11 protein-coding genes are annotated in these 12,833 nt (G+C 61.4%); 6 read left to right on the top strand and 5 right to left on the bottom strand.

Annotation, left to right across the window (positions count from 1 at the left end; translation table 11 throughout):
* Nucleotides 1–443: 443 nt before the first annotated feature.
* On the bottom strand, nt 444–1,067 hold the full coding sequence (locus tag B0E55_RS20095) for a hypothetical protein (protein ID WP_080910316.1): 624 nt from the start codon (nt 1,065–1,067) through the stop codon (nt 444–446).
* A 1,101-nt stretch (nt 1,068–2,168) separates the two neighbouring features.
* Here B0E55_RS20095 and B0E55_RS20090 point away from each other — a divergent pair.
* A complete protein-coding gene (locus B0E55_RS20090) occupies nt 2,169–3,407 on the top strand; it encodes an HNH endonuclease signature motif containing protein (protein ID WP_080910315.1) in 1,239 nt (412 codons plus the stop codon).
* A gap of 81 nt (nt 3,408–3,488) precedes the next feature.
* Here the strand turns inward: B0E55_RS20090 and B0E55_RS20085 are convergent, their stop codons facing one another.
* A complete protein-coding gene (locus B0E55_RS20085) occupies nt 3,489–4,376 on the bottom strand; it encodes an SDR family oxidoreductase (RefSeq protein WP_080910314.1) in 888 nt (295 codons plus the stop codon).
* A gap of 232 nt (nt 4,377–4,608) precedes the next feature.
* Between B0E55_RS20085 and B0E55_RS20080 the strand changes: the two genes are divergently transcribed.
* From B0E55_RS20080 to B0E55_RS20065, 4 genes are all read left to right on the top strand, one after another.
* Nucleotides 4,609–5,616 (top strand): AurF N-oxygenase family protein, encoded by a 1,008-nt coding sequence (locus B0E55_RS20080; protein ID WP_003943163.1) that lies wholly within the window; start codon nt 4,609–4,611, stop codon nt 5,614–5,616.
* A 33-nt stretch (nt 5,617–5,649) separates the two neighbouring features.
* Entirely contained in the window at nt 5,650–7,377 is a 1,728-nt protein-coding gene (locus tag B0E55_RS20075) for an FAD-dependent oxidoreductase (protein WP_080910313.1), read from the top strand.
* 212 nt (nt 7,378–7,589) lie between these two features.
* Complete coding sequence (locus tag B0E55_RS20070; protein WP_019745839.1) at nt 7,590–8,066, top strand: Zn-ribbon domain-containing OB-fold protein; 477 nt, start codon at nt 7,590–7,592, stop codon at nt 8,064–8,066.
* Entirely contained in the window at nt 8,063–9,253 is a 1,191-nt protein-coding gene (locus tag B0E55_RS20065) for a lipid-transfer protein (protein WP_020909545.1), read from the top strand. Before B0E55_RS20070 ends, B0E55_RS20065 begins: the two co-directional genes overlap by 4 nt.
* Nucleotides 9,254–9,283: 30 nt before the next feature.
* Here the strand turns inward: B0E55_RS20065 and B0E55_RS20060 are convergent, their stop codons facing one another.
* The gene (locus tag B0E55_RS20060; protein ID WP_080910312.1) at nt 9,284–10,090 is read right to left on the bottom strand and encodes an alpha/beta hydrolase; all 807 of its coding nucleotides are present in this window, start codon (nt 10,088–10,090) and stop codon (nt 9,284–9,286) included.
* Nucleotides 10,091–10,258: 168 nt separating this feature from the next.
* Between B0E55_RS20060 and B0E55_RS20055 the strand changes: the two genes are divergently transcribed.
* The gene (locus B0E55_RS20055) at nt 10,259–11,230 is read left to right on the top strand and encodes a helix-turn-helix domain-containing protein (protein WP_080910311.1); all 972 of its coding nucleotides are present in this window, start codon (nt 10,259–10,261) and stop codon (nt 11,228–11,230) included.
* On the opposite strand, the gene B0E55_RS20050 is transcribed toward B0E55_RS20055, so the two are convergent.
* Together B0E55_RS20050 and B0E55_RS20045 are read right to left on the bottom strand one after the other, a co-directional pair.
* The gene (locus tag B0E55_RS20050) at nt 11,191–11,967 is read right to left on the bottom strand and encodes an ankyrin repeat domain-containing protein (protein ID WP_080910310.1); all 777 of its coding nucleotides are present in this window, start codon (nt 11,965–11,967) and stop codon (nt 11,191–11,193) included. The genes B0E55_RS20055 and B0E55_RS20050 overlap by 40 nt on opposite strands.
* Entirely contained in the window at nt 11,967–12,677 is a 711-nt protein-coding gene (locus B0E55_RS20045; protein ID WP_021333372.1) for a FadR/GntR family transcriptional regulator, read from the bottom strand. The genes B0E55_RS20050 and B0E55_RS20045 overlap by 1 nt, the downstream gene beginning before the upstream one ends.
* Nucleotides 12,678–12,833: the final 156 nt, after the last annotated feature.

The following is a 12,833-nucleotide window of genomic DNA, read 5'->3' as shown; positions in this document are numbered from 1 at the left end:
CGGAGACGCAGGCCAGCTCGAGCAGAACGCGGCAATCAGTTCGCTCAGTTTCTTCTGCCTCTGACCTCAGGCCGATACCTCGGAGCAGGTCCGGGGTATCGGCTTTCGGAATCCGTGCGGATCATCAGACGAACAGTATTGTTTCATCATGAGACGCATGCGCAATTCACCGAGCTGCATTCGCCGATGATGTGCGCGACCTGGCGGCAATGCCGCGGGCAGATCGTATGGTCATCGGCGGTGATATTCCTTCTGATCCTGACAACGGCGATTTCAGGTTGGTTCGTTCAGCGTTCGGGCGAGAGTTGGAACTTCGGGGCCGTCTGCTCGCGCCGGTACGACGGAGGTGGCAGTTGCCGCACCGACACCGCCTTGACCTTCACGACGCTTTTCGTACTCCTACTTCCCTTCGCCTCCGGAATGCTGGTCGGGTGGTTTGAGTTTCAATAGCTGTCAACGACAAGATGAGGGAATCGGTACCATCCGCCCCCAATGTCTTCCAACTGGAGCTGATTGAAGGTCTTGTCGGACACGCCATCGGGTGCGTACACCCAGCCTGGATTGTCCAAGATGTCCAATCCATCTCGTGCGTCATAGAAATAGACGTGGCCTTCACTGCTGACGTTGGCATAGGAGATATCGAATCTGCCGATTCGTAGATCACGATGATACCCATCGGAATAGGGATCGTCAGGTTCTTGAAGTAGTTGCTGTGCAACGGTTTCGAAGTCTGCCCGATACTGATCGAAATGTGGCTGCCCCGCGGCCGCGATCCCGAGCGCGATCACCACGAGAACCGGAACAGCGACAACGGACCACAACCATCGGCGTCGCTGCCACCAGCACACTCCGAGCAGCACGATTGCAACAGTCGCGGTGAGGACCCAGAGAACGATCGCACCGGCGATCGAGAGTGCACTATCCCCAGGTTCGGGCCAGGTGAGATGGCATTTCGCTGCGACATACATCGCCGACGCCGACGCTGCGATAAGTGCGTTTACCAAACCAACCCAACGAAGAGCACCGGACCTTCTCGTTGCCTGCGAGTTCGACACTGCCTGATCCATTCGATGAGAATAGCGAGCTGTTTGTCGCGGACTAGCAGTAACCACTTCCCCGATCTCACGATCGATTGTTTCTCGGCACGGAGAAAGTGTCCACGGTGCTATCTTTGCTGACTATGGGAGGCAGGGCTGCGAGGATGGTCGATTTGAACTACCGATGTCAGGAGAGTTCGGCGACTCCCAAAGTCGACAGGTCAATTTTGAGCACGGCCGGATTCGGTGGATCGCAGCAACCAATACCATCGTCACCTCATGATGACGTGACTGTTGCGGGCGAGTCGTGAAGATTCGATTATTACGAGCAAGCCAAGCGTCTTTAGCAATATCGCTGATCGCACTAACCTTGGTCTATTTGTTGGACGCATTTTCTTTGCGCCTCCAACATCAGCCCAGCTGGTGCATTGATCACTATGGAATCCCATCACGATTCAATTATCTCCTTCCCGACCGGGCGGAGAGGGTAGCGGCAGGAATTACAGACTTCTGGGGATGGTTCCCTCCAGGCATAAGCTGTACATTCACTGATGCAGTGACCAAAGAAAGCGAAACGGTGGCACCGGCCGCGGACAGGTCGTACATCGTCGTCGTTCTTGTGACGCTGATCATGATCTCGGCTGTCGGCGTATTGTTCGGCCGCCGGAAGCGCTGAAGATTGGTTCTGGCTCGGGACTGCAGATGCGCACTCGACACCAGACCGATGAGTAACAAATCGGTGTCCGTCGTATCCGGCGCTTCCACTACTCGTCGATCTTCGCGAATCCACCGGCCGTGTTCGAGGGTATTTCTTGCGGTCCTGGTGGTCTTCGTCCCCATCACGCTGGCGATGACACTCCTGGGCCTGGTGCTCGGCTGGACCCATACGCTTGCCGGGGACAGGCGGCAACATGATCGACGCCGATTACACAATGTGCTGGGGCTCAGACAATTCCGACGTGATGCTGTTGTGCTCCGGGTTGATGGTGGCGCTCGCACTCGTCGGCGCACGTGGACTACGTCGACGACCCCCTATAACCGAATGCCCGAATTGTCGAAATCGATTTGATAGCAGCAATTTTCGATCAACAACCTCTTGTGTTCGAAACTTTGTTCGATTAAACTTTCGGCATGGACAGTCGGGAAGCATGGCAACTGGATGGTGAGGGCCTCAAGGGTGAGGTTCTGGATCTGGTGCGCGCCCGGGACGAGTTGCAGTCGCGGATGGTGCTGCTGATCGTGGAAATGTTTTCCCGGGAGGTTCTCGGCGGGAAGGGTTTTCGGGCGATCGCGCAGTGGTTGCACGGTTCGACGAATCTGGAGATCGGCGAGTGCAGTCTGCTGGTCGGGTTGGCGCGGTTGTTGATGCTCGAACCCGTTGTGGCGGATGCGTTTCACCGTGGTGACGTTGATGCGTTGAAAGCGCGGCAGGTGGCGTCGTTTTGTCAGCATCCGCCGAAGAACATGACCCTGGCGGATGTCGACAAGGCCCGCGGGATTCTGCTTGGCCTAGCGTCGAAGAACATCGCGGATTGTGATGCGGTGCGGGCAGCGATTCGGCGGATCGAGAAGCAATTTGGCAAGCGTGAGGACGGGGTCCCGGTCGGCGAGGATTCCGAACGTAACGAGTTCTACGCCTCGAAAGGCCTGTACGGCAGAGTAACTGTGAAGGGTGATCTGGATGCGGTCAACGGGGCCCGTCTGATCACGCTGCTGTCGAGCCTGTCCGCTCCGACGCCGGAGAAGGACGGTGTCAAGGACACCCGCACGCCGGCATTACGACGGGCGGACGGGTTCTGCGAGTTGTTGCGCCGGTACGAGCGGGCGGGGTTGGGTCCGATCGAGGGCGGCGTGAAACCACACATCACGGTCACCGCATCGGCGAAAGACATGACCGATCTGCAAGCCTTGAAAGACCTCCTGCCGTCCACGGAGGAACTCGGGTTCGCATGGACGGACTGGGTGGGCCCGATCAGTATCGACACCGCACGGATGCTCGCCTGCGACTGCACCGTGACGCGGATCTCGTTGGACGAGAATGGTGTTCCGCTCGACTGCGGTAAGGAAGCGAGAACAGCAACGGTGCCGCAGCGGCGGGCGTTGGCAGTTCGGGATGGTGGGTGCGCGTTCCCAGGGTGCGGGACTCCGTCGGGGTGGTGCGATGCCCATCATATCGTTCACTGGAACGATGGTGGCCCAACAGATCTCGACAACCTGATCTTGTTGTGCGGTCATCACCACCGGACGATGCACCACACGGAATGGCGGGTGGAGATCGGACCGGATCGAAAGACGGTGTTCTATCCACCGATGTCGATCGATCCGTATCAACAGCCGATCGGCGGGAACAGCCCACCCACAGCGGCGTGAATCGCGACAATCGAATACATCAGCACCGGGGACGAACCATGCCCCGGTGCTGGTGCACGTTTCTGGTCAGATCCCAGCCCCTCAGATCCCGGCCCTTCGCACGAGAGCGTCAGTGGCAGAAGCGGATACAACGTCAATCGCTCGTAACAGCCCCGCGTACCGCGGATACAGCTCGACGGGGCGCGTATTGATCGCCCGCAAGATCCACGATGCAGCTTGATCGGCCGTCAGCGCCGGCTGGCTCACGTAATCCGCCGTCGGCGCGATCATCGGTGTTCGTATGAGTGGGAATTGCACTGTGGTGACATCGACACCGGTGCCGTGACATTCCGCGCCGAGGCTTCGGCCGAAGGCACTGAGAGCAGACTTCGACGCGTGGTAGGCACTGAACCTCGGCATCACGCCGGCAGTGACTCCCCAGGTTCCGACGTTGATGATGTGTCCGGACTTCGCCTCGAGCATCGCGGGCAGCAGACGCAACGTCAGTCGTGTAGGTCCGAAGTAGTTGAGTGCCATAGTGCGCTCGTAGTCGTGGAATCGGTCGACCGAATCCAACGCGGTACGCCGGATCGAGCGACCCGCATTGTTGACGAGGATGTCGACCGACCCGAATCGATCCGCGATCGTCTCCGCGAGTTCGTCGACGGCTTCACCGCGGGAGAGGTCCGCAGGCACGATGTGCGCCCACCCTCCCCTGCGGTGGATCTCGTCCCGTACGTGTTCGAGGTTTTCCTCACCGCGCGCGATCAGGATCATCTCGGCTCCCCGACGAGCCAAGAGATGAGCTGTCGCCTCGCCGATCCCCGAGGAAGCTCCTGTCAGAACGATCGTCTTGTCGGAGAGCGTGACACCGCGTGACGGAACAAGAGAGCGCAGACGCGTCGGCGGACTCAAGGCAATATTGCTGAGCAGCGTTCTGATCACATCGGCCTCGGTTCGATCTTCGCGTGCGTTTCGGTGCGAACCCATCCCTGAACAGCCAACTTCGAGCGCACCGCGGAAATTACTCAAAAGTAAGTTATGGCGCCGTTTCGACCGTGTCAAGAATTCGTCGAGATCCAGGAGTATCTGCCACTAGCTTTTCCTGATACCTCGGGTTACATTAAACCCAGACCGAGTGCCAGCGATCACACAACCGGCCCTCGATTCCACCGAACACCGCGAGAAATACCAGCGGTGACCGAAACGAAGAGGAGACGCCATGACGCTCACATCGCCGCTCGACAAGCGCGGAGAAGCATCCGACGACTCGTACAACGAGACGCTTCGACTCCTGTCCGAGGGCTCGGTGCACAAGCACTTCGACCCGTACCTCGACATCGACTGGGACTCCCCCGAGTTTGCCGTCGTCCCGAACGATCGCCGCTGGATCCTCCCGGCCGAGACAGACCCGCTGGGTGCTCACCCCTGGTACCAGTCGCAGTCCGAGGCCAGGCAGATCGAAATCGGCATGTGGCGCCAGGCCAATGTCGCGAAGGTCGGTCTCCAGTTCGAGAACATTCTGATCCGCGGCATGATGCAGTACGTCTTCTCGCTGCCCAACGATTCGGCCGAGGCGCGCTACTGCACGCACGAGTCGGTCGAAGAGTGCAACCACACGATGATGTTCCAGGAGATGGTCAACCGCATCGGTGCCGACGCTCCCGGCATGAGCCGTCCGATGAAGATGCTTGCACCCTTCATCCCCCTCGCTGCGGGTCCGTTCCCCGAACTGTTCTTCGTCGGTGTCCTCGCCGGTGAAGAGCCGATCGACCACATTCAGAAGAGCATCCTGCGCGCCGGCGGCCAGATCCACCCGATCATGCAGTCGGTCATGGCCATCCACGTAGCCGAGGAAGCGCGTCACATCTCGTTCGCGCACAAGCTTCTGAGCCGTCGCATCCCGCTGATGTCACGCCCGAACCGGTTCGTCCTCTCGCTGCTGTTCCCGATCGTCATGCGCATTCTCTGTGACGCCATCGTCATCCCGCCGAAGTCCTTCTGGAAGCAGTTCGACATCCCGAAGTCCGTGAAGAAGGACCTGTTCTGGGATCTGCCCGAGTCGCGCCAGACCCTGCGCAACTACTTCGGTGACGTCCGCATGCTGGCCACCGACACCGGCCTGATGAACCGTGCCTCGCGCCTGGTCTGGAAGGCCTGCAAGATGGACGGCCGCGCATCACGCTTCCGTAGCGAACCTCACCGCAGCTCGCACAACGCCGCCGCGTAGCTCCCGGACAGTCGAGATCGGACTCATAGCGCCATGCCACACGTAGTCACGCAGTCCTGTTGCAGCGACGCCTCGTGCGTCTACGCCTGCCCGGTCAACTGCATCCATCCGACGCCGGACGAGCCGGACTTCCTCACCGCCGAGATGCTGCACATCGATCCGCAGGCCTGCGTCGACTGCGGCGCATGTGTCTCGGCCTGCCCGGTCGACGCCATCGTCCCCGAGTCGAAGCTGACCGACCCGCAGCGAGTCTTCCTGTCCATCAATGCGGACTTCTACAAGGAAGAGCGGCCCAGGCCGCTTCTCGCCAAGGTCATCCCGGCAGCCCACGTCGACAAGGGCCGACCGCCGTTGCGCGTTGCGATCGTCGGTTCCGGACCGTCGGCGATGTACGCCGCGGACGAGTTGCTGACCCAGCCTGACGTGCAGGTCAACGTCTTCGATCGCCTTCCTGTGCCTTACGGCCTGGTTCGCGCCGGCGTTGCTCCGGACCATCAGAAGACCAAGCAGGTCACTCGCTTGTTCGACAAGATCGCCGCACAAAAGGGTTTCGAGTTCTACCTCAACGTCGAGATCGGCAAGCACATCTCGCACAGCGAACTGCTCGAAAATCACCATGCGGTGCTCTACGCAGTCGGCGCTTCGTCCGACCGTGGTCTCGGCATTCCGGGTGCTGATCTGCCTGGCACGGCATCGGCCACCGACTTCGTGGCCTGGTACAACGGCCACCCCGATCACGCCGACGACGTCTTCGACCTCTCGCATCGCCGCGCGGTCATCATCGGAAACGGAAACGTCGCGCTCGACGTCGCTCGCATTCTCACGGCCGATCCCGAGAAGTTGGCGGGCACTGACATCTCCGCTCACGCACTCGCCGCTCTGCGGAAGAGTCGCGTCGAAGAAGTTGTCATCGTGGGTCGACGCGGAATCGCGCAGTCCGCGTTCACAGTCCCCGAGTTCACCGGCCTGATGGCACTGCCGGACATCGAACTCTCTGTGGGACCCGACGACATGGTTCTCGACTCGGCCACCGAAGAACTGGCAAAACGCGGCGAGCTTCCGCATGCCGTCGAGCAGAAGTTGCGTCTACTCGAAGCCCTGAAGAACCGCGATCACGTCGACGTCGGCAACAAGCGCATCACGTTGCGCTACCTGCTCACGCCGACGTCGATCACCGGCGACGATCAGGTCAGTGGAATCGAGTTCGCTCGCAACGCCCTGGTCGACGCCAACGGAACCGTGCAGATCGAGGCGACGGGCGATACCGAGACCATCGATGCCGGCTTGGTCCTCACCTCGATCGGCTACCGCGGAGTGCCCATCACCGGCGTCCCGTTCGACGAGCGTGCTTCGGTCATTCCGAATGAGAACGGCCGCGTCCTCGAAGCTCCGAACGGCGATCCCGCAAACGGCGTCTACGCGACCGGTTGGATCAAGCGCGGACCGAGTGGGTTCATCGGCACCAACAAGTCCTGCGCGCAGGAAACGATCAGGATGCTCGTCGACGACTTCAACGACGGACGCCTGACCAACCCGGTCGCCGACGACTCCGCAGTCGATCGTCTGGTCCGGGCGCGACAGTCCGACGTAGTCGACCGCGAGGGCTGGCACGCCATCGACAAGGCGGAACTGGAACGCGGCGCTGCGCACGACCGTGTCCGCGAAAAGGTTCTGGATCAGGTCGAGATCACCTCCATCCTCGACGCTGCGGCCCGGGAGAAACCGGCGCGTCGATTCGGTCGACCCGTTCGCGCTCGCTGATCCGCTACAGGTAAACAGCTACTTTCACGCACACGGCCCCGCCTGCAGACTCGTCTGCCCGGCGGGGCCGTCTGCGTTCCGGCAGCGTCCCACTCAGCGAAAATTTTTGCCCGTCAGCGGCCGAAATCGTGTAATACTGCAACCTGTTCCAGTAAACGGCACAGCGGGCCCACGATCCCCCGGATCAGGCTCGCCAACCAGATGAGGATTGCATGAGCGAGACTGCAACGCCGGCGCCGAACGGGAGTGTGACACCTGCAGTAGAGGGTTGGTTCACCACCGGCGACGAACCTGCTCTGATCGGCACGAAGTGCCAATCCTGCGGCACCATTTCCTTCCCTCGTGAGGCGACGTTCTGCAAGAACCCGAGCTGCTTCAGCGAGGAGTTCGACGACGTGGAACTCTCCCGCCGCGGCACTGTCTGGTCGTACACCGACGCGCAGTACCAGCCCCCGCCGCCGTACATCCCGCGCTCGGATCCGTACGAGCCTTTTGCTCTTGCAGCAGTCGAGCTGCCCGAGGGGATCGTCATCCTCGGCCAGGTGGCCGACGGATTCGGCGTCGACGATCTCAAGGTCGGCAATACCGTCGAATTGGTTGTCGAGCCGCTGTACACCGACGAAACCGGAGTACGTACGACGTGGCGCTGGAAGCCTGTCGCCGCAGCTGATCAGGAGTCGCAGTCATGAGCAAGGACGTCGCAGTACTCGGTGTCGGTATGCACCCCTGGGGCAAGTGGGGCCAGTCGTTCGTGAAATACGGCGTTGCCGCCGCTCGCGCCGCGCTCGCCGATTCGGGTGTGAATTGGCAGGACGTCGACTTCATCGTCGGCGGCGAGACAGTCCGCAACGGTTACGGCGGATACGTCGCCGGAGCCACCTTCGCTCAGGCCCTCGGCTGGAACGGCGCTCGCGTCGCCACGTCGTACGCAGCGTGCGCGACGGGAGCCCAGGCACTCGACACCGCTCGCGCACGAATCCTGGCCGGCCTCAGCGAAGTTGCCCTGGTCGTCGGCGCGGACACCACCCCCAAGGGTTTCCTCGCTCCCGTCGCCGGTGAGCGTTGGGACGACCCGGACTGGTTGCGCTTCCGCCTCATGGGTATGACCAACCCGGCGTACTTCGCGCTCAACGCGCGTCGTCGCATCGACCTCTACGGCGCCACCGCGGAGGACTTCGCCAACGTGAAGGTCAAGAACGCCAAGCACGGGCTCAATAATCCGAATGCGCGCTACCGCAAGGAAGTCACCGTCGAGAACGTGTTGGCCTCCCCCGTGGTGTCCAATCCCCTTCACCTGCTCGACATCTGCGCGACGTCCGACGGCGGCGCCGCAATCTTGCTGACGTCGATGGAATACGCCCGAAAGATGGGCATCGCGGAACCTGTTCGCATCAAGGCTATTTCGACGGTCACGCCGACGTTCCCGCAGACGATCATGGATATGCCGAACTTCTCCACCGATTCCAGCTCCGCCGTCCCGGCTCCGGAGCGAACGTTCAAGGAATCCATCGGCTACGCCGCGTACGAGGAAGCCGGAATCTCTCCCGAAGACGTCGACGTCGCCGAGGTCTACGACCTCGCTACCTCGGTGGAACTGGACTGGATCGAAGACCTCGCGCTGTGCAAGCGGGGCGAGGCCGAGCACCTTCTGCGTGCGGGTGACACCAGTATCGGAGGCCGCATCCCGGTCAATCCGTCCGGTGGTCTCGCATGCTTCGGCGAAGCCGTTCCCGCACAGGCACTTGCGCAGGTGTGCGAGCTCACATGGCAGCTGCGCGGACAAGCCGAAGGCCGTCAGGTCGAAGGCGCCCGCATCGGTATCACCGCCAACCAAGGTCTGTTCGGACACGGCTCCTCGGTAATCGTTTCCGCCTGACCCTGTTCTACTTTCGTGGCGGTCGCACACTCACCCGTGAGCGGCCGCCACGATCACGTCTGCCACTGCCCCTGGCTGTGAGACCAGCGAGGCATGGGAGGTCGGGAGTTCGCTGGTGTTCGCGCCCATCCGGTTTGCCATGAACCGCTGCGCCGAAGCTGGGATCACGCGATCCTCACCGGCGACCAGATACCAGCTCGGTGTGTTCGCCCACGACGGTGGCCCGCCGAGTTCGAGGTTCGCCCACAAAGCGGCGGACTTCTGGTGAGCCAACATGGTTGCCGCCGTCTCGTCGGAAACGTCTTGAGCGAAGACGGAATGGAAATACTCGTCCGTGACGTAGCCGTCGACGTTCTTCCCGCCGATCGCGTGAGGATCGTCGACGATCTTCAATCCCAGAGCGGGAGGAAGCAATTGGCTGCCAGGGAATCGAATCGGGTCGATCGTGATCTGTACCGGCTCACCCTCCACCGGACCGAACGCCGCGATGTAGACCAGCGACTGGACTTTCGGATCGTGGACATTGGTGATCACCGCGCCGCCGTACGAGTGCCCGACGAGAACGACGGGGCCGTCGATGTCCGCAACCGTCTTCTCGATCACGGACGCGTCGTAAGCCGGCCCGCGCAAAGGATTGTCCGGCGTCACGACGCGATAGCCACGCGAGCGTAGGTCGGCGGCAACTCCGTCCCAACTGGTGGCGTCGGCAAAGGCGCCGTGAACCAGAACGACAGTTGGCTTGGGGCTTGCCACCGCAGCACCGGAACCGAAGATCAGTCCGGCCGCGACTGTCATGAGCATTGCCAGAACTGCTGTGAATACACGTGAGATCTTCATGCGTTTCCTTCACTCTCGTAGGCAAGCGAGAAACTGCGGTAGGCCGGGACACGCCCGTTTCGATCCTAGAAATACCTGCTGCGACGGACGTGACTGTCCGTGCAGACTTCTGGGCTCACGGTGCACAAATTCTGGTTGAGCGTCCACATCCCGGGGTATCAAGGCTGCATGGCTTTGCTCCTGGATACTTCCGTGCTGGAGCCTGACCAACGCACGGACGCCTTCGTCGACGCGATGGGACGCGCATCGGTTCCCTGTGCGATCCACTTGGAGGATCCGGCGGGCGTGAGCGCCCGGATGAACGTGTGGAATCTGGGCGCAGCATCACTGTTCCGCTCCGAGTCGACGGGGATGCGATTGACCAGAACACCGCGGCACGTGCGATCAGCGTCGATGCCGGTTCTCGCGATTGCCCTGCAGGAGAGCGGAATCGGCCATCTAGATCAGCACGATGAGCAACGCAGAGTCCCGGCCGGTGAACTACTCATGACGGACCTGACGTCGACCTACGATTTCTCCTGGACGGGAACGGGCGCTTCCCAGTGCCTCTACGTTCCGATGGATCGGCTGGGACTACCGATCGACTCCATCCGTGACGCTGCCACGCGACCTCACCACAGCAACCTGTACCCCTTGATGATCGCGCACGTTCGTAAATTGTTCCGCAGCGCCGATCAGTTGGAGACCGATCCTGCCGCCGAACAATTGGGCGAGGCCTCGATCGAACTGGCGCGCGCTTTGGTCGCATCGATCACGCATGCAAATCCCGACGCCTCCGCTCCGAGATCGGCACTCACGTTGACATCGGTCCGCCGATACATCCGCGAACACCTTCACGATCCGGCGCTGCATCCTGCACGAATTGCCCACGCCCACAGCATCTCACTGCGTCAGCTGTACAAGATCTGTTCGGACAACGAATTCCGGCTCGAGCAGTGGATCATCACCCAGCGCCTGCAGAAGGCTCGGGACGAACTGGCTCGACCCGCTACCGTCGACCTGCCGATCGCCACCATTGCGCGCCGTGCGGGATTTGTCGACGCCGGACACTTCAGCCGACGGTTTCGGCAGGCCTACGGAGTCAGCCCGACTCGTTGGCGTCAGCTCCGCGATTGCAGCAGCGCCACAACGTCTGACTGACCACGGCTTTCGGCATTGTCCAATGCGGTCTTTCCCGACGCATCCCGGATCGAGGGATCTGCCCCGGCGTCGAGAAGCTGAGTGATCACGTCGACGTAGCGCGCCGAGCCGTCGCCGTACACAACGGCCTCGAGAAGCGCCGTCCACCCCGGATCATTGACGTGATTGACCGGTACCCCGGCAGCAATCAGCATCCGGACGGTCTCGACATGCGCGTGTTCACTCGCGGGAATCAGAGCCGTACCGCCGTAACGGTTCACGCTGTCGACATCCGCGCCATGGCTGAGCGTCAGTGCCAGAATCTCGTTCAATCCCTCGGCTCCGGAATACAGGAAGGCCGAATCCTGCATGGAATCCTTCGCGTTCACGTCAGCTCCGGCAAGAATCAACGTAGAAGCCGCAGCGACGGCGTTGTTCTTGGTGGCCTCGACGAGTGGAGTCCGTTCGCCCTCGCCGCGCGCTTCGATGTTCGCGCCGGCAGTCAGGGCAGCGGTAACAGCTGCGGGATCATTGCGGTCCACAGCATCGAAGAGCGCGCGTTCGGATTCCGGCGTCGACGATGGCTTTACACCCGCAGGTGGTACAGCTGCCGTTGTTGTCGCTGACGCCGTTGTTGTCGCTGACGCCGCGGTTGTCGGCGTCAGCGGGGTGTCGGACGAACTGCAACCCGCCAACGCTCCGGTCACCGATGCCGCGAAGATTGCGCAGGCGAGGACAGATCTGCGCGGCCGCGCCATCACAGCGAATCACTTTCTTGGACAAGTGTTTCGAGCGTCATCCTGACGGCGTCCAGGTGTTCGGCCATCGCCCTGGAGGCGTGGTCGTAACTCCCGGATGCAATTCCTTCGACTATTCGTTCGTGTTCCTCGTTCGACTTTTCCTGGCGACCGGCAACAAGATTGAGTGTCTCGGATTGCCTTGTCAGCGCTTCACGGATATCGACGATTACCGACTCGAAGACACGATTCCTACTGGCTTTTGCAATCAGTCCGTGAAATTGGGCGTCGAGTGCAACCCATACGAGCGGATCGTCCTCGTCACGCATCTGCTGAACCAGTCCGCGGAGTGCTGCCAGTTCCTCCGCGGTGTGCCGTTGCGCAGCCCATCCTGCGGCCGGAATTTCGACATGAGGCCGTGCTTCGACCAATTCGTTGGCCGCGTAACTGCCGAAATCGAGGTCTCGCGCTATCGAATCACTGACGACGAAGGTGCCGAGCCCGGATTTTGTCTCGGTGAGCCCGAGGGCGTGGCACGAGCGCAGGGCTTCACGGATGACCGATCGACTGACCCCGTGCCTTTCGGCCAGGGACGCTTCGGACGGGAGACGCTCTCCGACTGCCAGATCGCCGGAGGCTATTGCGGCACGAAGGTCTGCGAGGACTGCCTCGGCAGCACTCACCCGCGCGGCGACTGGTCGCCTGGTGGCCCAGCTGTCTGACAGGTTCATGCCGTCATTGTTGCGACTGCCGAAGTCCCGCGTCAAACATCGCACCTGGTGACGGGTTGACGTGCAGGAGTGAGCGAGGTAACAATTAGACCTGTCAGACAGCCTGATAGCCCGATAGCTGGGCGGGTCTACTACTTGTCCGTCAGCGCTGCGATC

The sequence above is a fragment of the Rhodococcus sp. 66b genome, from assembly GCF_002076325.1.
Classification (GTDB): Bacteria; Actinomycetota; Actinomycetes; order Mycobacteriales; family Mycobacteriaceae; genus Rhodococcus_F; species Rhodococcus_F erythropolis.
This window is presented reverse-complemented; position numbering and strand designations above follow the sequence as displayed.

What these genes read in the sequence shown, in the direction of transcription:
- B0E55_RS20080 (WP_003943163.1), top strand. Translation starts at nt 4,609, where the DNA reads ATGACGCTCACATCGCCGCTCGACAAGCGCGGAGAAGCATCCGACGAC.
- B0E55_RS20090 (WP_080910315.1), top strand. Translation starts at nt 2,169, where the DNA reads ATGGACAGTCGGGAAGCATGGCAACTGGATGGTGAGGGCCTCAAGGGT.
- B0E55_RS20065 (WP_020909545.1), top strand. Translation starts at nt 8,063, where the DNA reads ATGAGCAAGGACGTCGCAGTACTCGGTGTCGGTATGCACCCCTGGGGC.
- B0E55_RS20060 (WP_080910312.1), bottom strand. Translation starts at nt 10,090, where the DNA reads ATGAAGATCTCACGTGTATTCACAGCAGTTCTGGCAATGCTCATGACA.
- B0E55_RS20085 (WP_080910314.1), bottom strand. Translation starts at nt 4,376, where the DNA reads ATGGGTTCGCACCGAAACGCACGCGAAGATCGAACCGAGGCCGATGTG.
- B0E55_RS20070 (WP_019745839.1), top strand. Translation starts at nt 7,590, where the DNA reads ATGAGCGAGACTGCAACGCCGGCGCCGAACGGGAGTGTGACACCTGCA.
- B0E55_RS20075 (WP_080910313.1), top strand. Translation starts at nt 5,650, where the DNA reads ATGCCACACGTAGTCACGCAGTCCTGTTGCAGCGACGCCTCGTGCGTC.
- B0E55_RS20045 (WP_021333372.1), bottom strand. Translation starts at nt 12,677, where the DNA reads ATGAACCTGTCAGACAGCTGGGCCACCAGGCGACCAGTCGCCGCGCGG.
- B0E55_RS20055 (WP_080910311.1), top strand. Translation starts at nt 10,259, where the DNA reads ATGGCTTTGCTCCTGGATACTTCCGTGCTGGAGCCTGACCAACGCACG.
- B0E55_RS20050 (WP_080910310.1), bottom strand. Translation starts at nt 11,967, where the DNA reads ATGGCGCGGCCGCGCAGATCTGTCCTCGCCTGCGCAATCTTCGCGGCA.
- B0E55_RS20095 (WP_080910316.1), bottom strand. Translation starts at nt 1,067, where the DNA reads ATGGATCAGGCAGTGTCGAACTCGCAGGCAACGAGAAGGTCCGGTGCT.